The organism is Bradyrhizobium genosp. A (assembly GCF_049949275.1).
In the GTDB taxonomy this organism is placed as follows: domain Bacteria; phylum Pseudomonadota; class Alphaproteobacteria; order Rhizobiales; family Xanthobacteraceae; genus Bradyrhizobium.
Map to the genome: position 1 here is coordinate 4,026,415 of NZ_CP188196.1, position 21,151 is coordinate 4,047,565.

The 21,151-nt window shown below is 64.5% G+C and carries 30 protein-coding genes and 2 pseudogenes; 19 read left to right on the forward strand and 13 right to left on the reverse strand.

Features of this window, described 5'->3' with window-relative positions; genetic code table 11:
- Positions 1-48 precede the first annotated feature (48 nt).
- Complete coding sequence (locus ACP2YP_RS18585; protein ID WP_426425857.1) at positions 49-702, forward strand: L,D-transpeptidase; 654 nt, start codon at positions 49-51, stop codon at positions 700-702.
- A gap of 154 nt (positions 703-856) precedes the next feature.
- The gene (locus tag ACP2YP_RS18590) at positions 857-1,096 is read left to right on the forward strand and encodes a hypothetical protein (protein WP_426425858.1); all 240 of its coding nucleotides are present in this window, start codon (positions 857-859) and stop codon (positions 1,094-1,096) included.
- Here ACP2YP_RS18590 and ACP2YP_RS18595 read toward each other — a convergent pair.
- Positions 1,093-1,527 carry a COG4315 family predicted lipoprotein gene (locus tag ACP2YP_RS18595; protein WP_426425859.1) on the reverse strand — a complete coding sequence of 145 codons (435 nt, stop codon included), beginning with the start codon at positions 1,525-1,527 and terminating at the stop codon, positions 1,093-1,095. The two genes, ACP2YP_RS18590 and ACP2YP_RS18595, sit on opposite strands and share 4 nt — an antisense overlap.
- A 120-nt stretch (positions 1,528-1,647) precedes the next feature.
- Positions 1,648-2,112 carry a MarR family winged helix-turn-helix transcriptional regulator gene (locus ACP2YP_RS18600; RefSeq protein ID WP_426425860.1) on the reverse strand — a complete coding sequence of 155 codons (465 nt, stop codon included), beginning with the start codon at positions 2,110-2,112 and terminating at the stop codon, positions 1,648-1,650.
- 103 nt (positions 2,113-2,215) lie between these two features.
- Here ACP2YP_RS18600 and ACP2YP_RS18605 point away from each other — a divergent pair, with 103 nt between their 5' ends.
- From ACP2YP_RS18605 to ACP2YP_RS18625, 5 genes are all read left to right on the forward strand, one after another.
- Positions 2,216-4,138, forward strand: coding sequence for an FAD-binding monooxygenase (locus tag ACP2YP_RS18605; RefSeq protein WP_426425861.1), 1,923 nt, complete (start codon positions 2,216-2,218; stop codon positions 4,136-4,138).
- Between the two features lie 140 nt (positions 4,139-4,278).
- Complete coding sequence (locus ACP2YP_RS18610; RefSeq protein ID WP_426425863.1) at positions 4,279-5,265, forward strand: SH3 domain-containing protein; 987 nt, start codon at positions 4,279-4,281, stop codon at positions 5,263-5,265.
- A 164-nt stretch (positions 5,266-5,429) separates the two neighbouring features.
- Positions 5,430-5,708, forward strand: coding sequence for a hypothetical protein (locus tag ACP2YP_RS18615; RefSeq protein ID WP_426425864.1), 279 nt, complete (start codon positions 5,430-5,432; stop codon positions 5,706-5,708).
- A 14-nt stretch (positions 5,709-5,722) separates the two neighbouring features.
- A complete protein-coding gene (locus ACP2YP_RS18620; RefSeq protein ID WP_426425865.1) occupies positions 5,723-6,151 on the forward strand; it encodes a hypothetical protein in 429 nt (142 codons plus the stop codon).
- Positions 6,152-6,178: 27 nt separating this feature from the next.
- The gene (locus tag ACP2YP_RS18625; RefSeq protein WP_426425866.1) at positions 6,179-6,556 is read left to right on the forward strand and encodes a hypothetical protein; all 378 of its coding nucleotides are present in this window, start codon (positions 6,179-6,181) and stop codon (positions 6,554-6,556) included.
- An 11-nt stretch (positions 6,557-6,567) separates the two neighbouring features.
- Here ACP2YP_RS18625 and ACP2YP_RS18630 read toward each other — a convergent pair whose 3' ends face one another.
- From ACP2YP_RS18630 to ACP2YP_RS18640, 3 genes and pseudogenes are all read right to left on the reverse strand, one after another.
- A complete protein-coding gene (locus ACP2YP_RS18630; protein ID WP_426425867.1) occupies positions 6,568-7,137 on the reverse strand; it encodes a TetR/AcrR family transcriptional regulator in 570 nt (189 codons plus the stop codon).
- The gene (locus ACP2YP_RS18635; protein WP_426426198.1) at positions 7,137-7,481 is read right to left on the reverse strand and encodes a DMT family transporter; all 345 of its coding nucleotides are present in this window, start codon (positions 7,479-7,481) and stop codon (positions 7,137-7,139) included. Before ACP2YP_RS18635 ends, ACP2YP_RS18630 begins: the two co-directional genes overlap by 1 nt.
- A gap of 228 nt (positions 7,482-7,709) precedes the next feature.
- Positions 7,710-8,374: pseudogene (locus ACP2YP_RS18640) on the reverse strand (O-methyltransferase).
- 94 nt (positions 8,375-8,468) lie between these two features.
- Here ACP2YP_RS18640 and ACP2YP_RS18645 point away from each other — a divergent pair.
- The 3 genes and pseudogenes from ACP2YP_RS18645 to pdxY all read left to right on the forward strand — a co-directional run bounded on the left by ACP2YP_RS18645 (position 8,469) and on the right by pdxY (position 10,112).
- Positions 8,469-9,113 carry a TetR family transcriptional regulator gene (locus ACP2YP_RS18645; RefSeq protein WP_426425868.1) on the forward strand — a complete coding sequence of 215 codons (645 nt, stop codon included), beginning with the start codon at positions 8,469-8,471 and terminating at the stop codon, positions 9,111-9,113.
- 4 nt (positions 9,114-9,117) lie between these two features.
- A pseudogene (locus tag ACP2YP_RS18650) lies at positions 9,118-9,251 on the forward strand (FMN-binding negative transcriptional regulator); the annotation flags it as partial.
- 48 nt (positions 9,252-9,299) lie between these two features.
- The gene (pdxY, locus tag ACP2YP_RS18655) at positions 9,300-10,112 is read left to right on the forward strand and encodes a pyridoxal kinase (RefSeq protein WP_426425870.1); all 813 of its coding nucleotides are present in this window, start codon (positions 9,300-9,302) and stop codon (positions 10,110-10,112) included.
- A gap of 21 nt (positions 10,113-10,133) precedes the next feature.
- Here pdxY and ACP2YP_RS18660 read toward each other — a convergent pair whose 3' ends face one another.
- Positions 10,134-11,465 carry a hypothetical protein gene (locus ACP2YP_RS18660; protein ID WP_426425872.1) on the reverse strand — a complete coding sequence of 444 codons (1,332 nt, stop codon included), beginning with the start codon at positions 11,463-11,465 and terminating at the stop codon, positions 10,134-10,136.
- A 342-nt stretch (positions 11,466-11,807) separates the two neighbouring features.
- On the opposite strand from ACP2YP_RS18660, the gene ACP2YP_RS18665 reads away from it, so the two are divergent.
- Positions 11,808-12,059 (forward strand): hypothetical protein, encoded by a 252-nt coding sequence (locus tag ACP2YP_RS18665; RefSeq protein ID WP_426425873.1) that lies wholly within the window; start codon positions 11,808-11,810, stop codon positions 12,057-12,059.
- A 48-nt stretch (positions 12,060-12,107) separates the two neighbouring features.
- Here the strand turns inward: ACP2YP_RS18665 and ACP2YP_RS18670 are convergent, their stop codons facing one another.
- Positions 12,108-12,353, reverse strand: coding sequence for a hypothetical protein (locus tag ACP2YP_RS18670; protein WP_426425874.1), 246 nt, complete (start codon positions 12,351-12,353; stop codon positions 12,108-12,110).
- 13 nt (positions 12,354-12,366) lie between these two features.
- Between ACP2YP_RS18670 and ACP2YP_RS18675 the strand changes: the two genes are divergently transcribed.
- A complete protein-coding gene (locus tag ACP2YP_RS18675) occupies positions 12,367-12,513 on the forward strand; it encodes a hypothetical protein (RefSeq protein WP_426425875.1) in 147 nt (48 codons plus the stop codon).
- Here the strand turns inward: ACP2YP_RS18675 and ACP2YP_RS18680 are convergent.
- A complete protein-coding gene (locus ACP2YP_RS18680) occupies positions 12,494-13,099 on the reverse strand; it encodes a bifunctional transcriptional activator/DNA repair enzyme AdaA (RefSeq protein WP_426425876.1) in 606 nt (201 codons plus the stop codon). The two genes, ACP2YP_RS18675 and ACP2YP_RS18680, sit on opposite strands and share 20 nt — an antisense overlap.
- 112 nt (positions 13,100-13,211) lie before the next feature.
- Here ACP2YP_RS18680 and ACP2YP_RS18685 point away from each other — a divergent pair, with 112 nt between their 5' ends.
- Positions 13,212-13,631 (forward strand): nuclear transport factor 2 family protein, encoded by a 420-nt coding sequence (locus ACP2YP_RS18685; protein WP_426425877.1) that lies wholly within the window; start codon positions 13,212-13,214, stop codon positions 13,629-13,631.
- Between the two features lie 72 nt (positions 13,632-13,703).
- Complete coding sequence (locus ACP2YP_RS18690; RefSeq protein WP_426425879.1) at positions 13,704-14,624, forward strand: DMT family transporter; 921 nt, start codon at positions 13,704-13,706, stop codon at positions 14,622-14,624.
- Positions 14,625-14,667: 43 nt separating this feature from the next.
- Here the strand turns inward: ACP2YP_RS18690 and ACP2YP_RS18695 are convergent, their stop codons facing one another.
- Both ACP2YP_RS18695 and ACP2YP_RS18700 read right to left on the reverse strand, forming a co-directional pair.
- Entirely contained in the window at positions 14,668-14,910 is a 243-nt protein-coding gene (locus ACP2YP_RS18695) for a hypothetical protein (RefSeq protein WP_426425880.1), read from the reverse strand.
- A 26-nt stretch (positions 14,911-14,936) separates the two neighbouring features.
- A complete protein-coding gene (locus ACP2YP_RS18700) occupies positions 14,937-15,206 on the reverse strand; it encodes a hypothetical protein (RefSeq protein WP_426425881.1) in 270 nt (89 codons plus the stop codon).
- A gap of 143 nt (positions 15,207-15,349) precedes the next feature.
- Between ACP2YP_RS18700 and ACP2YP_RS18705 the strand changes: the two genes are divergently transcribed.
- Positions 15,350-15,748: a VOC family protein gene (locus ACP2YP_RS18705; protein ID WP_426425882.1), complete on the forward strand. Its 399-nt coding sequence runs from the start codon at positions 15,350-15,352 to the stop codon at positions 15,746-15,748.
- Between the two features lie 295 nt (positions 15,749-16,043).
- Positions 16,044-16,850: an FkbM family methyltransferase gene (locus ACP2YP_RS18710; RefSeq protein ID WP_426425883.1), complete on the forward strand. Its 807-nt coding sequence runs from the start codon at positions 16,044-16,046 to the stop codon at positions 16,848-16,850.
- Positions 16,851-16,933: 83 nt separating this feature from the next.
- On the opposite strand, the gene ACP2YP_RS18715 is transcribed toward ACP2YP_RS18710, so the two are convergent.
- A complete protein-coding gene (locus ACP2YP_RS18715) occupies positions 16,934-17,284 on the reverse strand; it encodes a zinc ribbon domain-containing protein YjdM (protein WP_426425884.1) in 351 nt (116 codons plus the stop codon).
- A 67-nt stretch (positions 17,285-17,351) separates the two neighbouring features.
- Positions 17,352-18,311 carry a hypothetical protein gene (locus tag ACP2YP_RS18720; RefSeq protein ID WP_426425886.1) on the reverse strand — a complete coding sequence of 320 codons (960 nt, stop codon included), beginning with the start codon at positions 18,309-18,311 and terminating at the stop codon, positions 17,352-17,354.
- A gap of 221 nt (positions 18,312-18,532) precedes the next feature.
- Between ACP2YP_RS18720 and ACP2YP_RS18725 the strand changes: the two genes are divergently transcribed.
- The 3 genes from ACP2YP_RS18725 to ACP2YP_RS18735 all read left to right on the forward strand — a co-directional run bounded on the left by ACP2YP_RS18725 (position 18,533) and on the right by ACP2YP_RS18735 (position 20,262).
- Entirely contained in the window at positions 18,533-18,814 is a 282-nt protein-coding gene (locus ACP2YP_RS18725) for a hypothetical protein (protein ID WP_426425887.1), read from the forward strand.
- 151 nt (positions 18,815-18,965) lie between these two features.
- Complete coding sequence (locus ACP2YP_RS18730) at positions 18,966-19,979, forward strand: acyl-CoA desaturase (RefSeq protein WP_426425888.1); 1,014 nt, start codon at positions 18,966-18,968, stop codon at positions 19,977-19,979.
- A gap of 103 nt (positions 19,980-20,082) precedes the next feature.
- The gene (locus tag ACP2YP_RS18735) at positions 20,083-20,262 is read left to right on the forward strand and encodes an SGNH/GDSL hydrolase family protein (protein WP_426425889.1); all 180 of its coding nucleotides are present in this window, start codon (positions 20,083-20,085) and stop codon (positions 20,260-20,262) included.
- Between the two features lie 68 nt (positions 20,263-20,330).
- Here ACP2YP_RS18735 and ACP2YP_RS18740 read toward each other — a convergent pair whose 3' ends face one another.
- Positions 20,331-21,095 carry an alpha/beta fold hydrolase gene (locus ACP2YP_RS18740; RefSeq protein ID WP_426425890.1) on the reverse strand — a complete coding sequence of 255 codons (765 nt, stop codon included), beginning with the start codon at positions 21,093-21,095 and terminating at the stop codon, positions 20,331-20,333.
- Positions 21,096-21,151 lie beyond the last annotated feature (56 nt).

The following is a 21,151-nucleotide window of genomic DNA, read 5'->3' on the forward strand; positions in this document are numbered from 1 at the left end:
CATTCTCGCGGTGCTGGGGGCGCTACTATCCGCTATCGGGGGCCGGCGGTGCCAAGATCTCTACTCGCTTTGTTCTTCGTTGCCTTGTTGCCGCTCGGCGGCTGCATGCAGACGACGCTCTCGCCATCGACGGACGCGAGCATGACGGCGCGCGACCGCCAGTTGCTCGCGCACACGCCTTACGCCCAGGCGAATGTGCCTGAGCAATTTCTCCGTCATATCGTCGACTATCCGCGCAAGGAACAGCCGGGCACGATCCTGGTCGATACCGATGCGCGCTACCTCTACTACGTGCTGCCCGACGGCAAGGCGATCCGCTATGGCGTCGCGGTTGGCGAGGAGGCGATGGCGTTCTCGGGAGTCGCGCGCGTCGGTCGTCTGGCGGAATGGCCGGACTGGGTGCCGACCGCAGAAATCCAGGCGCGGCTGGGGCCGTATCCGGCGCGCGTGGCCGGCGGTCCCGCCAATCCGCTGGGCGCGCGGGGCATCTATCTCTATACCGGCAACAAGGACACGCTCTACCGCATCCACGGCACCAACCAGCCGGAATATATCGGACAGGCGATCTCGTCGGGCTGCATCCGGATGCGCAACGAGGACGTGATCGATCTGTTCGATCGGGTCAAGCTCAACGCAACCGTCGTGGTGCTGCCGCCCGGCCACAGCGCGCAGGTCGAGGCGGGGCCGAGCTGGCGCGGATGAGGCAGCTGACCTGTCGCTCCGGCCGCATCACCGAAGCTTGAATGACGGGGACCGCGTCGAGCGACGACCAGCCTGCTGCAAAGGTGAAATGCTTCACACGCGTATTGCTGCAGTTGCGCTATGTCTCAATGGCTCGTTGCCATTGGAGGCAATCATGCAGAATTTCATTGATCAATTTGACGAGAACGATCGTCTTGACGAGAACGATCGTCGCGTCGTGCGCAAGTGGCGTTTGGCCACGCTCGGTTTCTACGGATCGATCCTGGCAGGACTGGTGCTGTACACGGCGCTGCACTGGAATCCAGAGGTGAATTACGCCTCGGCCGATTCCGCGGCTCACGCCAAGCTCGCTGGCGCGCTGGGCGGTAACGGACGCGCGCCGTTCGCGCCTTAATCCTCGGGCCGAGCGACGCGCCATTGCAGTGTCGTGGCTGTGCCATTGGTTTCGCCCGGCGCCTTGTCGGCCACTGATGTGTAGAGCGGGCGGTAGCGGAAGGCCCACATCTTGCTGCCGTCGTTTCGGGTGATCGGCGTGAAATCGCCGGTCGCCTGGGCATTCGCGGGAGCAGCCAGCGGAATCCAGGCCTCAGCGCATTTGCCGTCACAGCTCGACGTCTTGCCGCTGGTGTCGCGCTCATAGAAGTAAAGCGTCATGCCCTTGAGATCGACGAGCTTGAGGCCCTGCTTGGTCTGAACGTAGCGCGCGGGCGCGGGCACCGCCTCGGTCTTCGGCGCAGCAGCGGCTTCGCCGCCGCCATGCCCATTCGCGAGCGCATGACCGGTGGACAGCGCGATAACTGCGGCCGCAACGACGAACCTGAACATCCGAAACTCCGAACCGGCAAAGTTAATCGCGCGTTAAGCGCCGAATTGGGGCCGACGGTAGCAGCCGAAGGTTAGCTCCTGGTTTCGCAGGTCTGCGACAATTACCCACCCAGGAACCGGTCATGCCTGGATATCGCGCAAGGGAGCGCGGCTGAGCGCGTTGCCCGCGGCGATGGCCTTGCGCAACAGCCGCATCAACTCCTCGCCTTCCTTGGCGCTGAGGCCGCGCAGCATGATCTGCTGGGCGGATTCGACCGCGGGCGTGATCTTGCGCAGCGTTCGGCGGCCCTCGTCGGTGATCTCGAGCTCGCGGGCGCGGCGGTCGCGGCTGCTGGCGCGGCGCTCGGCGAGGCCTTTCTGCACGAGGCGATCGACCACGCCGGTGATGGTGGTCCGGTCATAGGCGATCAATCCTGCGAGCGTGACCTGGTCGAGCCCTGGATTGGCCTTGATGGTCGCAAGGGCCGCGTACTGCACCGGCGTGAGGTCGAATCCGGCTTCGCCGACCTCGGCAAGGAATACCGCCACCGCGATCTGCTGGAACCGCCGCGCCAGATGGCCGGGCATGTCGTTGTTGTCTTTCACCGAAATCTCCGTGAGGGCAGCGACGGCGGACGATTATTGACAAGTATACTGATAGTCAGCATACTGAGCAATATCGAACAAGACGTCAACGGGAGAGGTGCTCATGCAATTCCATCTCAATGGATTCCAGCCGGGCGATCCCGAAATTGCCGATCCCGCCGAACGCGTTCAGGCCTCGGGCGCTGCGGGCGCCGTCCCTGACGAGGTCGATGTCCTCATCGTCGGCTGTGGCCCTGCGGGCCTGACGCTTGCGGCCCAGCTAGCGCAATTCCCTGACATCAAGACCTGCATCGTCGAGCAGAAGCCGGGCCGGCTCTCGGTCGGCCAGGCCGACGGCGTCGCCTGCCGCACCATGGAGATGTTCCACGCCTATGGCTTCAGCGAGCGCGTGCTGAAGGAAGCCTATTGGGTCAACGAGACGACGTTCTGGAAACCGGACGAGGGCGCGCCGGAGAAGATCGTCCGCAGCGGCCGGGTGCAGGACGTCGAGGACGGGCTGTCGGAATTCCCGCACGTCATTCTCAACCAGGCCCGCATCCATGACGGCTTTCTCGACGTTATGCGTAAATCACCAGCCAAGCTCGCGCCCTATTACGGAAGGCGTCTGCTCGACCTCGAGGTCGATCCGGCCGCGGGAGCAGCCGACCATGCGGTGACCGTGCGGCTCGAACGCGTCGATGCCGGAGGCGAGGGCAAGGTCGAGACCATCAGGGCGCGCTACGTCGTCGGTTGCGATGGCGCGCGCAGCACGGTGCGCAAATCGATCGGCCGCGAGCTGCATGGCGATTCCGCCAACCATGCCTGGGGCGTGATGGACGTGCTGGCGGTGACCGATTTCCCCGATATCCGCTTCAAGGCCCTGATCCAGTCGGCGAAGGACGGCAGCCTTCTCATCATTCCGCGCGAAGGCGGCTACATGGTCCGCCTCTATGTCGAGCTGGCAAAGCTCGACGTCGGCGAGCGCGTGGCCAACCGCAACATCACTGCCGAAGACGTGATTGCGAAAGCGCAGCGGATCCTGAATCCGCACACGCTCGAGGTGAAGGAGATCGCCTGGTGGTCGGTCTACGAGATCGGCCAACGCCTGACCGACAAGTTCGATGACGTGCCGGAAGCCGAGATCAACACGCGCCTGCCGCGGATCTTCATCGCCGGCGATGCCTGTCATACCCATAGCCCGAAAGCGGGGCAGGGCATGAACGTCTCGATGCAGGATGCCTTCAACCTCGGCTGGAAGCTTGCAGCCGTGCTTCGGAAGCGGAGCGCACCGAGCCTGCTGCATTCCTATTCGGCCGAGCGGCAAGCGGTGGCGAAAGAGCTGATCGATTTCGATCGAGAATGGGCCGGGATTCTCGCCTCCGCAGCGAAAGCCGGCGGCGCCGATGCCGCCAAGACGCAGGATTATTTCGTCAGGCACGGCCGCTACACCGCGGGCACGGCGACGCATTACACGCCATCGATCCTGACCGGCGCAGCCTCGCATCAGCATCTCGCGCCAGGTCTCGTCATCGGCAAGCGCTTCCACTCGGCGCCGGTGATCCGGCTTGGGGATGCGAAGCCTGTTCATCTCGGCCACGCGGCACAGGCGGATGGCCGTTTCCGCATCTACGCGTTTTCTCCTGCCGAGAATCCCGCGGCGTCGAGCTCGGCCATTCGTGCCTTGTGCAATTTCCTCGCCGAGTCCCGGCAATCGCCGATCCGGCGGTATACGCCAGCCGGCGCCGACATCGACGGCGTGATCGATCTGCGTGCGGTGTTTCAGCAGGAGCATCGCGCGCTCGCGATCGAGGCGATGCCAGCGCTGCTGCTGCCGCGCAAAGGGCGCTACGGCTTGCTCGACTACGAAAAGATGTTTTGTCCGGACCTCAAGAGCGGTCACGACGTTTTCGCAATGCGCGGCATCGATCGGAAGGCCGGCTGCCTGGTCGTGGTGCGGCCGGATCAATATGTCGCGCAGGTGCTGCCGCTCAATGATTTTACGGCGCTCTCCGCGTATTTCGACGCCTTCATGTTGCAGGTGAACTGATGCGTGCTCCGCCGATGAATGGCGGATGAATATTGAACTGCGGGCGCGGCGCGCCTCTCAATCTTTTGGCTGATACGGCCTTTGCGCGCGGAACGCTTCGATCCGCTTGCGCGTTCCGCCTCTCAGAGGAGGACTTCGCCATGAGATTGAGAACCGCTTTAGTTGCCGCATTGCTGCTCGCGCCGACGGCCGCATTGGCTGCGCCGGGCATCGTCACCGTCTCGACCGGTCTGCGCGCCGGCCCAGGTGCGGGCTTTCCGCTGGTCGACCGCATCCCCGAAGGCGCCCGCGTCAACATCCATGGTTGCCTGCGTGGCAATGCCTGGTGCGACGTGAGCTTCTCCGACGACCGCGGCTGGGTGTCGTCGCAATATCTCGAATATCTCTACCGCAATCACTACGTCTATCTGCCTGACTATGTCGACGAGGTCGACGTGCCCATCGTTCCCTTCGTGCTGAGCTCATACTGGTCGAGCTACTATGAGGGCCGCCCCTGGTATCGCCGCCACGCCTACTGGAACAGCTACTGGACCTCGCACGAGCGTTTCGCAACGCAGATGACGATCGACCCGCGCGTCGCCCGGATCGGTCGTGCAGCGACGCGTGACGCCGCGGTCGCGCTCGGCCGCGACGCGCATGCCAAGGGGAATGTCGCGATCTCCGGCCGTGATGCCACGACGGCGCGGCATGATGCGGCTATTGCCAAGCGCGACGCTGCGGTGGGCGTCGATCGGAATCGTACCGAACGGAGCCAGCGTTTCGTCAACGAGCGAACTGCGGTGCAGGGTCGCAATCCCCGTGACGCGCAGGCGCGCATGATGCACGAACAGGCGGCAAGCCGCGCCGCAGTACGCGCGCAACCGACCGCGGTGCGCGCGCAACCGATGGCACGCGCGCATGAGGCGCCGCGTGTGTCGGCTGCGCCGGCGGCCCGGCCAGCGATGCCACACGTCGCTCAGCCGAATATCAGCCATGGTGCGCCGATGAATGCGCATGCGCAGATGCCGGCGCCGCGAGCGGCTGCGCCTGCGCCTGCGATGGCGCATCCCGGTGGAGGCGGTGGCGCTCCGCATATCAATGCGGCCCCGCACGGCGGCGGCCCCGGCAGCGGTCACGAGAAGCACTAGCATTTGCCAACGAAAGCCCGGCCTTCGCGCCGGGCTTTTGCTTGGACCCGGTTCCGTGCGCGTACAATTTAAGAAAGTTCTTCGCGGGCAGATTTCAAGGATCGTAATATGTGTACTCAAAGCTGTAAGCATCCACTCGGGGCAGCGGGGCACCGGAGGATGAAATGAGACAGAGCCAGGCGGAGTCGCGCCGCCAAAATGTCGCGAAGCGGTCGATGACCAAAGAGGCCAAGCAACTGGCCAGCCTGATTGCCGGCTTGCGCAAATCCCTCGACGGCATCCACAAGGAGCGGACGAGCACAAAACTCTCCGGCGCCGAGATGGGTCTGCTCGACGAGCGCCGCAACAATTTGTTGCTCACCATTGCTGCCCTGGACGACCGTCTATCGGCCGTGCAAGGGCTGATCGATCTCGGCCGGCCACACGTCATCCGGGTCCACTGAGCGGATCGCGGGGCATGATCGGCTCCGTCGCGGCGGCGATGGGCCGGCGCGCGGCTGGCGGCGTTGCAACGGCGGCGAACAAGCTCCCGGCAAGCCGAATCTCATTGATGATGCGGCGTATTGAGCTCCGTCGCTCGGCTGGAACCGGTGCCGGCGCGCAATGCTGCCGCGGAGGGCACCAAATTGCCACGCTCCCGGCGAATTGCCGCCAAAGCCCGCTGCCACGACGAGAACGGGTGCAGGGCAACGCAAGGGGATGCGCATTGGCCTATAAAATGATCGCAGAACGCGATAATGAGAAGTGCAGTTTTGCCCGCGAGAGCCGGTTGCTCATCGTGGCGAAGGCGAAGGTTTGGGCCAGCGAAGGGTGGCGGGTCGTCATCACCGATCAGGATGGCAAGGCCTATACTCCGCCGGAGTTCGATCAGTTGCTGGCGGCGTGATCGCGAGGCACGGGCTAGGGGACGACATTGAGATCGCTCATTCGACCGGGGCGCGAACTCATCGCGCCTCTGGTGATTCTTGGGACTATCGCCGCAGCAAGCGTCGTGCTGACGGCGCCGCTTGCGTCGGCGCAAAATCTCGACGCCGGCAAAGCACCCGACAAGCTGTTCGCCGACGGTTGCACGGCCTGCCATCGCAGTCCGCGGGGGCTTGCGAAGGGGCGCATGAGCCTGACGCTGTCATGGTTCCTGGCGGACCATTATTCAACCAGCTCCGACAGCGCCAAGGCGCTCGCGGCCTATCTGGTGTCGGTCGATACGCCGCCCCCAGGTGCTCCGGCGAAGTCCGGCGCGAAGTCAGCCCGATCTAAGCCGCGTCTGCCTAAGCCGGTGCAGAGCCAGTAGTCGTCGCCCGGCTACCTGCGCGGATAGGTTTGCGCGACCAGGCGGTCATGCACGGCGCGCAAATCGGCGTTCATGCGGGTCTGTCCCGTCGTGACGAAGGACAGCCAGGCGCCGTCTGCGGCCAGGCGCACGATCTGGAGCTCTGGCGCCGCATCGGTGGCGCGGTGACGTTTCAGGCGCGCCTTCATCCAGTCGTTCCAGAGCTTGCGCAGCGATGGGTCGGTGACGACTACCATGCTCAGCGCCGCCCAAGGCGTGGCGAAGCCGAACGCCTTGCCGGTGAATACCGCATGCACATAGGCGCGTGTAAAACTGCCGCGCGGCTTCGGGTCCGCTTCGATGGCCGCGTCGATCTCGGCATCGACGCGGCCGAGCAGATCGGCGAACAGGCCCTCGATCAGCGCCTGCTTGCTTCCGAAATGATGAAACAGCCCGCCCTTGGTGACGCCGGCCGCCGCTGCCACCGCTTGCACCGTGACGCCGGAGACGCCGTGGTCCATGGCGATAGCTGCGGCGTGGTCGAGCAGGGCGCGCCGCACCTGCTCGGGCTGCTTGGCGCGGGTATAGGCACTCGCCGGCATCAATGCGCCGTCGTCTGCGAGAACAGGTTGATGACCACGACCCCGGAGACGATCAGCCCGATACCGACGAAGGCTGCGGCATCGAGCATCTGGCGGAACAGCACGAAGGAGACGGTGGCGGTCAGGATGATGCCGACCCCGCCCCAGATCGCATAGGCGATGCTCAGGGGGATAACGCGAATCGCGACCGACAGCGCGTAGAACGAGGCGACGTAGAACAACACCATTGCCAGCGTCGGCCAGGGCCGCGTGAATTGCGCGGACTGCTGCAGGAAGGCGGACGCCGTCACCTCGAAGACGATGGCGAGGGCAAGCGCAGCATAGGAGGTGAAGGCGGACGTCATGGCGATCTCGATCGTGGCGCGCGAAAGATACCGCACGGTAGGTATGTTTAGCACGCGCAACATGACTTTTATCGGGAGCAAATATCACGTGTGAGTGACGAGCCTGCGACAAGGCGGAATCTGACGACCTCAGGGGCGAGATTGCAGACGTGTCGCCGACAACACAAATCCGGCGCGCGACGAATCGCACGGCGGTCCCCGAGGTGTCGCGGGCTGTTCGATGCAGCCCTAGTTGATCCGCACGGTGAGTTCGACGTCCTCGGCAAAGGGCGTGGACATGTAGCCGTTGCCGGGCTTGCGGACGCGCGCAAGATAATCGGGGCTGAAGTCGGCGTTGTCGGCGACGATGACCGCGCCCGGCTTCAGACGGTCTTCGACCAGATCGAGGATCTCGTGTAGAGCGCTTTGGCGCCATCGAGCAGCACGAGATCGATTTGATCGGGCAGATCCTTGCTCAGCGTCTTCAGCGCATCGCCTTCGCGGATTTCGACGAGATCAATCAGCCCGCCGTCCCTGAGGTTTTCGCGTGCCCGCGCCGCCTTGGATAGCTCGAACTCGCTGGTGATGAGCCTTCCCCCGCCATTGTCGCGCAAGGCTGCCCCCATGTGCAGGGTCGAGATTCCGAACGAGGTGCCGAACTCGACGATCACCTTCGCGCGCGAGCTGCGCGCCAGCATGTAGAGCAGCTGACCGGTCTCGCGTGAGACCGCGACCGGGGCGTCCTTCAGGCGTGTGTAGAGGTCGCCGTAATCGGTCTTGCTCTGCATCATCTGTGCACGGTCGGCGTCGCTCAGGTCGGCGAATGCGGCTCGCGTTGCGCCGCGGGCTGCTTCGTCCTGGTCGAACAGGCGATCCAGCAGCGGCGCAAGCGAGGTGATGGTTGGGGTGGTCATTCGGTGTCTCCAATGTTCGCGGCAAAGTGCTTGCGTGCGAACTGAAATACGACTAATTCGTCGTATTTCCTATTCGCATTCCCCCGAGCGCACCGTGGCCGATCGCCGAAGTCGTTCAGTTTCTTCACGAAAACAGCCGCAGCAGGCCCGCTCCAACGAGCTGGTGGCGGCCATTCTGGATGCCGCTGTTCAGGTCCTGGCGAAGGAAGGGGCACAGCGCTTTACCACCGCGCGGGTGGCGGAGCGGGCCGGGGTGAGCGTCGGATCGCTCTACCAATATTTTCCGAACAAGGCGGCGATCCTGTTCCGCCTCCAGAGCGACGAGTGGCGAAGCACGAGCGAGCTTCTGCGCGGCATTCTCGCCGACCAGACGAAGCCGCCACCGGCGCGGCTGCGCGCGCTGGTTCACGCCTTCATGCGCTCTGAATGCGAGGAAGCTGCGATCCGCGGCGCGCTCAGCGATGCCGCACCGCTCTATCGCGATGCGCCCGAGGCGCAGGACGCACGAGCGGCCGGCGAGGGCATCGTTGGAGCCTTCATGCGCGAGGCGCTGCCACAGGCCTCGGAGGCGACGCGCGAGCTCGCCGGGGAGCTGATCAAGATGACGCTGGCCGAGGTCGGCAAGCGGTTCTCGGAGACGCCCCGCAGCGAGGCGGAGATCGCGCGTCATGCCGTCGGGCTGGCCGACATGTTCTGCGCCTACCTCGACAAGCTTGCAGGCCGCGGAAGTCATTCCTGACATCCTCAATCAGCACAAGAGCGACGGGGACCATCTCGCGGTCGCCGATCAATTGGGGCGGCGGAGGAGACCGGGCACCGGAAGCTGGCGCGGAAGATGCAGGCGCTGCGGCCGGGACTCGGGTACGACGTTTCGTGATCCGGGCTACGCTTGCCACATCCAGCTTTTGACCCTACGGACCTCTGCATGCTCGTCATCTCGATTCAAAGCCAGGTGGTCCACGGCCATGTCGGCAACAGCGCGGCGGTCCATGCGATGCAGGCGGAGGGTGTCAACGTCGCTGCGGTGCCGACGACGCTGCTGTCGAACCATCCGCGCTATCCGACCTTGCGTGGGCGGGTGCTCGACGCTGAGCTGGTCGCCGATCTGCTGCGAGGTGTCGAGGAGCGGGACCTTGTCGATGAGGCGGCCGTGCTCGTCACCGGCTATCTCGGCTCGCCCGACAACGCCGTCGTCATCGCCGATTTTGTCGAGCGAGCGCTGTCGCGCAATTCGAAGCTCGTCTATCTCTGCGATCCCGTCATCGGCGACGACGGCCGTGTCTATGTCGCCGACGGCATTATGGATGTAGTGCGGCACCGCTTGTTGCCGGCCGCACACCTGATCACGCCGAACCAGTTCGAGCTCGAGCTGCTCTCCGCCGTCAAGATCGCGGACACGGACGCCCTGCGTGCTGCAGCGGCTGCAATTACGGGACAACGCCGGATCGACGTCGTTGCCACCGGCTGCACCCTCGCCGACACGCCAGTGGGGCAGGTGGAGACGATCCTGTGTGCTGACGGGCAATTGTCGCGCTTTGCGACGCCGCGCCTGCCGATCCGCCCCTATGGCACCGGCGATCTCCTCACCGGCCTGATCGCGGCGCATCTCGCCAAGGGGACGGCGATCGAGGCGGCGGTGCGGCTTGCGGTCGAGACAATCTTTGCCGTGCTCGTCCGCACGCAGGCTCAAGGATCGGCCGAGATGTGTCTCGTGCCGTTGCCGGCCTCAGGGAACTGAACCAGTAAACCGAGCGAAGGCTCAGGTCGTTCGCTTCGCGGCGGATTGCGCCGACTTCTGCGGCTTTGCCGGGCTCTTCTGCTCCCGCGCCACCCGGGCCTTCGGCGGTTTTGCGCTGGCCACAGCGCGCGCCTTCTTCGGTTTGGTGTTGGCGGCTTCCTTGCGGTCGGTGGCAACGCCGCGCTTCGAGATATATTCCTGACCGTCGATCGGGCCGACATGCGGCGGATCGCGGTCGAGATAGGGGCGGCCGATGCCGAGCGCCTTGCCGTTGGTGTCGACCCATTTCCACAACACCTCGGTCGAGGCCCAGCGCTGCGCGCGGTTGTCGCCCTTGGTGCTGACGATGTCGGCCGCCATGCCGTGACCGTAGCCGCCGCGGAGACTGCCGCCGTGATACGAGCGGTTGGAGGCCGCCTTCAGGCCGCTCGCAATCTCCTGACGATAGTCGTCGCGGAACGCGCTGGTGATGCCGGGCGAGAGGCCGGCGGCTTCGGCCACGAGCATCATGCGAAAGAGCTTCTGCTTGAAGCTCTTGTCCATGCCGCCGATGACGTAATCCATCAGTGCCATGTTGGCGTGGTCGGCCGCCTTCGGATCCTTCCAGGCAAAATCCTCATCGACGAGTTTCGTGAAGCTGCGCATCACCGTGACCATCTTGCCCTTGCGCTTGATGGTGACGGCGCGGCGGTCCTCGACCTTGATCGAGTCTTCCTTCGGCGTGCGCTGATAGAGTGTCCAGAGATAGCGGTCGATGCAGGCATCCATGACGAAGCATTCATCGAGCACGGCCACGGTATCGGCGGGCGGCGACGCCTTGCTCTCCGCCACGGGCCCGCTCGCGATCGCTGCGGGCGACAAAGCCTCCGGCACGACGTCGCCGGGATCGGCGGACGCGAGCTTGATGGTCGGCTCGGCTGCGGGCTCAGCCTCAGTCTCAGCCTCAGCCTCAGTCTCAACCTTGGCCTCGCTGGCGACTGGCGCGGGCTCAGGCACGACCTGAGGCGCGGGCGAGGCCGCCGGCACGATGTCGGTCGGATCGGCCGAGGCGAGCTGGACGGCGGGGGCGGGTGCCTCGGGCGGTGGCGCTTCGACCAAGGTCACGCTCGGTGTCGCGGCTGCTGCGGCCGCGATATCAGCAGTCAGCGCGACGCCATCATCGATCGTCGCCGCGCGCGGGATGTCGGCAAGCTCGAGGCGGGTGAGATCTTTGGCGCGGGAGACGGTGGCTGCATTGGCGCCGCTGTTCTCGATCAAAGCAGGGGCATAGGCGGAGAGGGAGAGCGCCAGCCAGCCGACCATCACGGCCGAGGGGCACGAGACCGCCACAAGAAGAGACCGCCGATCATTCATGATCCCTGCCTCCAAGGTTCGTGAGCGAACCAGATTGCACAGCCAAGCACGCGGCGCGTCAATTGTTCGGAGGATGATGTGGCGGTGCAATGGCGCAAATTCCCTGAAAAGGGCTTTTCACGCGAGTGTTGCCCGAATGCAACTTTGGTTCCCGCGCGGTTCCCGCGGCTGGGGTCGTGAGGAAACGGCTGAACCGGCGGCTGGAGAGCGATTCGTCCAAGAGGTTGGGCCCGTTAAGCATATTGCCATGCACGGCGCGCGATATTGCGTTGCGGCAATGGATATCGCAGCGCAGCAAATCAGACTTACATTGGGCTCCGAACTTCTCTTTGGAGCATCACCATGAACAAGCCTTTGTCGATCGCCGCCGCTGTCCTCACTCTTGCGGGCACGACTGCCACCTTCGCCGCCGAGCTGCCGGCCTATGAGGCCAACGGCATGCCGGCCTCGCCCGTGCAGGTCCGCGTGCTCGGCGCCGCCCATGTCGAGCAGCAGGTGACGGCGCCCGCCACCAGCGTGACGGCGCTCCAGGCCAGCGTGCTGGCGCCGCGCAAGCAGAAGACCGCGAACGTGACCACGGGCTCCGACCGCTAGGCTGACATCGCAGCGAGCCGAGAGCTTGGTGCCAAAAATTTCACGACGTCATGGCCGGGCTTGTCCCGGCCATTTTTTTGCAGTCGAGATGAAGCGATCCATCGCATCTCGCGCGTGTTCCATCTCATGTCGCGTGTTGGTGCGCTGACTGAGAATCCTTCGGCAGAAAAATTCCTCGCAACGCGCGACATGAGTATCGCCGTTCAAAACGAGTGTGATCTCCTTAATAGTTGTTTTGCAGATCGCGGCGCTTGATGCGGGCGCCGCATATTGGCGGCCAAGAATCGTTTTCATATTGGAGTCCGTTATGCCTGTTGCGCAAAAAACCGTTGTTGCCGCCAATTCGCCGCGCGAATTCGTCGTCCGGCATCTCGCAATGTTCGCAGCCGCCGCGCTGTTCGTGTTCGTGCTGAGCCTGACCTATGGGCTCGATCTCAGCCCCGGCTTCTTCTGAGCGATGACACTCTGCGCGCGGCACGCAGGCTCGATGGCGAACGGCCATAGAGCTCGGCGAAGGCGGCGTTGAAGCGGCGCAGGCTGCCGAAGCCGGACTGGAACGCGATGTCCGTCATGGTGTGCTCGCCGGCGTCGAGCAATCGCTTGGCGCGCTGGACGCGAAGCGTCTTGGCAAGCTGCTGCGGCGTTGCGCCGACGTGGCGCTCGAACAGCCGTGCCAGATGACGCGATGAGATGCCGAGCCGCGTCGCGAGCGTCACCACCGAGTCCCCGTCAAGCGCACCTTCATTGATGAGCCTCGTGGCGCGCGCGACTGTCGAGCGCGTGCCGTTCCAGGCCGGACAGAACGGTGCGGTCTCCGGACGGCAACGCAGGCAGGGCCGAAAGCCGGCAGCCTCTGCCGCAGCCGCCGTCGGGTAATACGCAACGTTGCGCGTCAGCGGGTGCTTGGCCGGGCAGACCGGACGGCAATAGATCCGCGTTGTCTTCACCGCGGTGAAGAAGCGCCCGTCATAGCGGGGATCGCGGCGCAGCCGTGCGGCGTTGCAGGTCTCGAAGCTCAACATCAGCGGATGATAGCGCATGCCGGCGCGGGCGAAAGAGCCGCGGGATGACCGAGTCCGATTGTGGCGAGCCGCACCGCGTCTCACGGCCTAGAATACGCCCCTCCAATCAATGCAAACGAGGGAGCCCATCGTGACCAGCCCGAAGGACGTCGTACTCGATGCCTGGAAAACCTTTTCGTCGCGCGACACTGAGCGCATCGCGGCGCTGTTCACGGAGGATGCCGAGTGGATCGCCCCGAAGGGCAACGCCACGGCAATCGCGCTCGACCACACCGACCACATGGTCGGCGCCAAGCAGATCGCACGCTTCATCGCGCAGGAGATGCACAGGATGTTTTCCGGGATCGATATCGCCTTTCGCGGCGTCTACGCCGACGGCGACACCGTGATCGTGGAAGAGCGGATGCGTGCGACGCTTGCCGGCGGCAAGGCTTACGAGAACGACTATTGCTTCGTGTTCACGGTGGCTGGCTATCGCATTCGCGAGGTGCGGGAATACATGGATACGCGCAAGGGATGGCGCATGGTCTTTGGCGAGGAGGCACGATGATTGGACCATCGCGTGCCAGCCCTGCAACCGCGTGGGTTGAGCCGATGCGCGCACTGACATAAGACTTGGCGCATGGATCAGCGGACGAGCGGCGCTGACGCTCTCACTCAAACCAACGATGCGAGGCTGGCGCTTATCGGCGTCGTCTGCGGGCTGTCGGCTGCGCTGTTCTGGGCGCTTGGGTTCGCCGGCACGCGGCATGGTCTGAAGGTCGGCTTCACGCCGGTCGATCTGCTGGCGCATCGCTACGTCTGGTCGGGCGTCGCCTTCCTGCCGCTGGTGCTGCGTGCCGGCGTCTCCGATCTCTGCGGCATCGGCTGGGCGAGGGGCCTTGCGTTGATGGTGCTCGGCGGCCCCGTGATGTCGCTGATCTCCTACACCGGGTTCCTGTTCGTGCCGCTTGGCCATGGTAGCGTGATCCAGCCGTCCTGCGCGACACTCGGCGGCCTGTTGCTTGCCGCTCTGTTCCTGAAAGAGCGGATCTCCGCCTCGCGATTGGCCGGCGCGATCGTGATCGTCGGCGGGCTCGGCGTGATTGGTGCGGAATCGATCGGCCATATCGGCGTCGACGGCGTACAGGGCGATTTGATCTTCGTGGTGACCGGCTTGATGTTCGCAGGCTTCGGCGCGCTATTGCGCCACTGGCGCGTCTCGGCGGTGTCGGCCGCGCTCGTCATCAACGTGCTGTCGCTGCTGCTGCTGCCGATCTACATCGCGACCGTCGGTCTCGCCCACGTCGCCGCGATCGGCGTCGCCGAGAACGCCATCCAGGCGCTGGCGCAGGGCGTGCTTGCAGGCCCTGCCGCGCTTTATCTCTTTGCAGTCTCGGTGCAGCGCCTCGGCGTCGCCCGTGCAGCGGTGTTCCCGGCCTGCGTGCCGGCGTTGACGGTGCTCACTGGATGGCTGCTGCTCGGCGAGCCGCCGACGGCGCTGCAGGCCGCCGGCCTCGTGACGGTGTTGTGTGGGTTCTACCTCGCGCAGAGGCAGCGCTAGAGCGCACTTGTGAAGCGCCTCACAAGGCAGCGTGCGTACGATCTCAGTCTCCGACCTGGACCAACCGCGATCCCCTGATCGGGGATTTCGGCAGCTTGCCGGGCTTCTTCTTTGCCTTCTTGGCAGTCGCCTTAGCCAGCGCCGGCGATTTCTCGAGCCTGCGCAGGATGTGCTTGATCAGGCCTTCCCGGTCGGACTTCTTCTCGAGCGCGTAGTGCTTGATCGTGATCTCGAGGCGATCCTTCTTCGGACGATAGTCGTGGTCGACCGACGGCTTCTTCGACATGGACGTGCCCCCCGCGTGATTGCCCTCTAGATCCAGTCCTTCACCTTCGGGAAGCAGGCCTGCTTGCGCTGGCTCCAGACGTAATCCGATCCGCCGCAGGGCGGGCGTGGGCGGGTGGTGGCCGGACATTCGTTCCAGACCCGCGCATCGGTGCCCCAGCCGTCGGCCACGCAGGCGCCTGTCATTGTCGGATGGCAACCGGGGCCGCAGAGGCCGTCGGCTTGGGCTGCGCTGACTGCGCCCAGCAGCAGCGCAGCGGCCGTGAAGGCCAGCCAAAATCGTGGAAGGTGCTTCATCACGCGCTCCTCCGTCAGCCGAGACTCGAGCCTCGCACACCTTTGTGACGAGAGACGGACGGCCGTTCCGCCGCAGCATAACACCAAAGCCCGCCGAAGTGATAGTTGAGGCCGACCCGCGCCACCAGGGAGCCGATGACGCCATGACCGTCCTGCTCAATATCGACGTCCCCGACGTCGAAGCCGCCACCGCCTTCTACACCGCCGCGTTCGGGCTCACGGTCGGCCGCCGCTTCGGCAGCGACTTCGTCGAGCTCCTGGGCTGGCCGGCGCCGGTGTATCTCCTGACCAAGCCGGCCGGCACGCTGGGGGCAGGTCGCGACCGCCGCCGCTACGACCGGCACTGGACGCCTGTGCATCTCGACGTCGTCGTCGACGATGTCGATGCCGCCGTGGCGCGCGCGGTCAGCGCCGGCGCGATCCTGGAGGCACCCGCGCGCGATGCGCCCTATGGCCGGATCGCGATGCTGGCCGATCCGTTCGGGCACGGGTTTTGTCTGCTGGCGTTCAGCGCGGAGGGGTATGACGCGCTGCTCCGGTAAACAAAATCGCGAAAACAACCCCATGCACAGTAGAAACGCTTGGGGAATTTGTCGTTTCGGCGAACCCGAATAATATTTGACCCGTCGGGCAAAACAGGGGCATGATGGCAGGGTGGGCAGGTGCGATGGTTCGGCGCTTTCGTAGGATGGGTAGAGCGAAGCGAAACCCATCGATAGCGGTCGCGGAATGATGGGTTTCGCTGACGCTCACCCCATCCTGCGGAATCAGGACAAGCCCCGCATAAGCGCGCACTGGGATAGAGGAATCTCACTCTGAGTGAGAGGAGATTCTGCAATGCCGATCGCGGGGCAAAAGCTGGCCTTTGTCATGGCCTCGTCCAGCCATGGGACGATGATCGTCAACCGCTTCGATTATCGCATGGTCGCCCCTGACCGCGGCTACGGCGTGGGGTATCAGATCCTCAACGCGGCCGCGTTCGATCCCGGCGAAGTCAAGATTGCGCTCGAATTGCTGGCCTTGCGGCGCAAGCACCATGGCGACGGCGTGATCGCCATCGACTGTGGCGCGAATATCGGCGTGCACACCATCGAATGGGCCTCTGTGATGACGGGCTGGGGCTCTGTGATCGCGATCGAGGCGCAGGAACGGATCTACTATGCGCTGGCCGGCAACATCGCCATCAACAATTGCTTCAATGCGCTGGCGGTGAATGCGGCCGTGTCCTCCGAGTCAGGCACGCTGCAAATTCCAAATCCGGATTACTTTACGCCGTCCAGCTTCGGCAGCCTGGAATTGCGGCCGCGCCCCAGCAACGAATTCATCGGCCAGCAGATCAACTATGCCGACAACACCGTTCTGGTCCGGAAGATGACGCTGGACGAGCTCAACCTGCCGCGGGTCGATTTCATCAAGATCGACATCGAGGGCATGGAGATGGAGGCGCTCAGCGGTGCCCGGGAGACCATCGACAGGTATCACCCGGTGCTGCTGATCGAAAAGATCAAGACCGATATCCCGCAACTCGAGCGCTGGCTCGCGGACAACGGCTACCAGCCCTTCGCCCTCGGCATCAACATTCTCGCCATCCATCAGTGCGATGCGAGCCTGAAGGATATCAACGCACCGCAACGGGCGGCTTAGAGGGCAGGCGGATGAGCGCAGCGTCATCCGCCGATTTGCGGGACACAGGTGGCGGATTACCTTCGGCTCATCCGCCCTACGCGTCACGCTTTCTTCACGAATTCCGACTTCAGATTCATCGCGCCGATGCCGTCGATCTTGCAGGCGATGTTGTGTCCGTCGGTGGCGTCCTGAAGGCGGATGTTGCGGACCTTGGTGCCGCCCTTGACGACCGATGACGATCCCTTGACCTTGAGATCCTTCATCACGATGACGCTGTCGCCGTCGGCGAGAGAATTGCCATGGGCATCGCGCACGCCGGCCTCCTGCGGCGCTGCCGCGACGGCGTCGCCCGCAGCGCTCCATTCATGGGCGCATTCCGGGCAGATCCAGAGGTCGCGATCCTGATAGGCATGCTCCGAGTTGCATTTCGGGCATTTCGTGGCGTCGTCCATGGTGGTCTCGTCTCCGGTGTGTGCGCGGCGCACCGTAGGGGCGAGGACCAGGAAAGCAAGGGGAGGCTCACCAGTCCGGATAACCGTAGGGATCATCCATATAGCGCGGGGGCATCCAGGGCTCTCGCGGCGGCCTGGGCCTCCGGGGTGTGGCTGCCTGCATGTGCTGGCGTGCGACCGGATCGCTCTCCTTCACCACGCTCCGCCCCGTCGATTTCGCGGATGCGGATAGCGCGGTCAGCTGCGTCTGCAGGGCCTGGACTTGCGCGGAGAGACGCGCACTGTCGCCTGCGTCCTTCTCCTGCGCGGTCTTGAGCTGTTGAATGGCGTCGGCTTGCTCGCGCAGCGTTTGCTCGTGGCGGGTCTTCAGTTGCTCGAGCTTTTCGTTGATGCCAGCAAGCTGGTCCGTGATGGTCTTGAGCGATTGCGTCAGCTCGGCGGATTTTGGATCCGGCGGCGTCGCGCCGGTCGTCGGATGATTGTCCGCGTCCTTGTGGACCGGCGGTGCCGGCACGGGCGCCTGCTCATCGGCCGCGGCCAGCAAGACTGTTGGTGGAGGTGCCGGACTGCGAACCTCGGACGCTTCCAAAGGCGGGTTCAAGCGCGGGCTCGAGGACGGGGTCGGGACCGGAGCAGCCCATCGCGCCATGATCGCTCGGGCCTCATCGCGATATTGCGAAGCGACGGCAGCACCGAGGAGGCCTGCCGCCAGCAGCAGGATAACCACGGCTCGCAGCATCGGCCTGTGCGCTTTCGGGCTCTGATCTGGAGTCTTGCCTTGCGGCGATGAGGCGTCTTTCGCGGGACCGGCGTCCGGTGCCGCAGCGGCCTTTGCCTGCGGGGGTGGCGGGCGGTCGCTGCCGTGTTCCATTCCGGAAACCAGCCGGTCCAGCCGCGCAAGGTCCTGTTCGGCGCTCTTGATCCGTTCATACGCCCGCGTCAGATCGCCATCGGCCAGCTTTGGGGCGTCAGGCTTCGGGTCGTCGGGCTTCGCGCCGTCAGGATTGGGGTCGTTGGTCTGAGGCACCGATGCGCGCTCCATTCACTCTTGCGTCAACGGAATGAGTGCGGCAGTCCGAGATCACCGCAACGATAGTCCTCGCCGCCGTCCCAGACAACGCGCGCGCAACGGAGAAATTATGGCGGGCTGTCGCTGGGGAGCCGCGAGCGTCGTTCGTCCAGGCCGACAGCGAATTCGCTTGCCTTGCTTTGCGTCCTTTTGCACTCTGAAGGCAGGGAGACCAATGCATGAAGATCATGACTGTCGCGTGCGCGCTCGGAACGGCGCTGGTGCTGTGTAACGCCGGGATGTCAGGTGCTGAAGCCCGGACGCGGAAGGCGCACATCGTTCGTGAGCCACAGGAGAGGCTCATCGTCACGGCGCCTGTGCTCAGGCCAACGCCGTGGGATTACAATGTTGTTCCGCGCTACCGTTATCGCCCCGAAGACGACCGCGTCGATCCCTACGGCCCGCCGCTGGTGCCGTCCTATGTTCGGTATGAGGGGTGGCGCTGGCCGTACTGGTGGTAGCAACCGACTACCGCCGCTTCATCGCGTTAACCCCCGGGACAGCTTTCGACGAGGTGATCGCCGCACCGCGCTTCCACGGGTTGCTCAAAATAGCCGGCGTCTGTACCCTGCGTTGCAGAAGAGCTGGTTTTCCATCAATGGATCGACTGCAATGACTGCAATTGAGGGCGTGGTTGCGGAGCAAGGCTCCGACCGGACAGCGCCGCCCAAAATGCCGCCGGGCGTGCTTGTCGACGGCCCGGTGGTCGACGCAAAATTTCGGGATTCCTACATCTCGTTCGCCATGATGATCGCGGGCTCGATCGGCGCGCTGATCTGGGCCTTCACGCAGGGCATCGGGTGGGTGGAGATCTCGGTCTTCGCGGGCATGTTCATGCTGACCACGATGGGGATCGGCTTCATGCATCGCTACTTCGTCCACCGCAGCTACCGCTGCGGTCCGGTGATGCGGACGATATTGGCTGTGATCGCCACGATGGCGGTGCAGGGCTCGATCCTGAAGTGGGTGTCCAATCATCGCCGGCACCATCTTCACTCCGACAAGCCCGGCGACGTCCACAGCCCTTATTATGACGGCTTCGGCAACAGCATCGAGAGCTTCGCCAAGGGGATGGGGCATGCGCAGGGCGGCTGGGTGTGGGACCAGGCCACCACCGATGCCGAATACTACGCCAGGGATATTCTGGCCGACCCGATCGCCATGTTCTTCACCACGACGCGCTGGTACTGGTACGCGCTGTCGGCGCTGATCATTCCGGGCGCCGTCGGCTACGCGTTTGGCGGCGTGCGCACGATGATCGGCTGCGTGCTGTTCTCCGGCCTGTTCCGCAGCTACCTCATGACCATGGCCACCTCACTGGTCAACTCGGTCTGCCACAGCGACGGCCGCTGGGGCTACCGTCGCTTCGAGCTCGACGACGGCACCACCAACGAGCTGGTGACCACCATCCTCACCTTCGGGGAAGGGCTGCACAACAACCATCACCGGTTTCCGCGCGACGCCTATATCTCGCACGCCTGGTACGAGATCGACATCAATGGCCTGATCATCCTGGGGCTTGGCAAGCTCGGGCTCGTGCACGACATTTTCTCGGCGAGAAGCCGGACACCTGGTGCATCGGACGGCGGAAAACGCTCTACGCCTGATACGGAAGCGGTGGCCTAAATTTTGTAGGATGGGTAGAGCGCAGCGAAACCCATCAACAGCCGTCGCGGAATGATGGGTTTCGCAAGAGCTCTACCCATCCTACGGACCGACGCACGAAGCCATGGAGAACATCGCAGCCATCAAGAGCCAGTTGAAGGCACGGGGCATCCGGGTCGTCGACGTCTGGGGAACCTACATGTCAGTTTGGCGGCAACCGGGCAGCGTCGGTCCCGACGGGCGTCATTTGAGCGTTGAGGGCAACAAGAAGATGGCGGCGGCGGTGGTCGGCGTGGCGAGGTAGCCGTGGTTACGCCCTGCAGATGCGCCTTCGCGCATCTGCAGGGTTAGCAGCCGATCCGACGCGAGGGGTTACTCGGCGGCGCCGCGCGCGGCCTTCTCGATGACAGCGGCGACGGCGCCCGGCTTCGAGACATAGACGGCGTGGCTGCCGGCGACTTCCTCAACCTTGGCGCCGGCGCGCGCGGCCATCTGGCGCTGGGCGGGCGGCGGGATCATGTGGTCGTCCTTGGCGACGAGGTACCAGCTGGGCTTGACCTTCCAGGCCGGCTCGGTGACCGCACCTTGCAGCGCGGCGACGCCCCACGGCACTTGCGATGCCGCCATGAACTGCGCGACCTCAGGCTTCACGTCGGCGGCGAAGGCGGCCGCGAACTTGGTGTTGTCGAGGAAGAGATAGCCATCCTTCGGCGGCAGAATCGGCGGAACGGCTGCGCCCGGAGGCGGGTTGGCGATCAGCGAGTTGACGGACTCACCCTTGTCCGGAGCGAACGCCGCGACATAGACGAGGCCCGCGACCTTCGGGTCGGTACCGGCTTCCGACACCACGACGCCACCATAGGAGTGGCCGACCAGGATCACCTTGCCATCGGCGGCGGCGATTGCGCGCTTGGTCACGGCGACATCGTCGGTGAGCGAGTTGGTGGGGTTCTGGACGATCGTCACCTTGTAACCGTCCTTGCTGAGGATCTTGTAGACGTCCATCCAGCCGGAGCCGTCGACGAAGCCGCCGTGCACCAGCACGATCGACTTGACGGGGGCGGGGGTGGCGGCCTGCGCGGGGGCGCCGGCCAGCGCCAGGGAGGCGGCTGCGGCGGCGAGAAGCTTGTGGGTCATCGGAGTTCCTCTGTTTGTTTTCACGATATTGATTATCGTGATAAGTAATTTCTAAT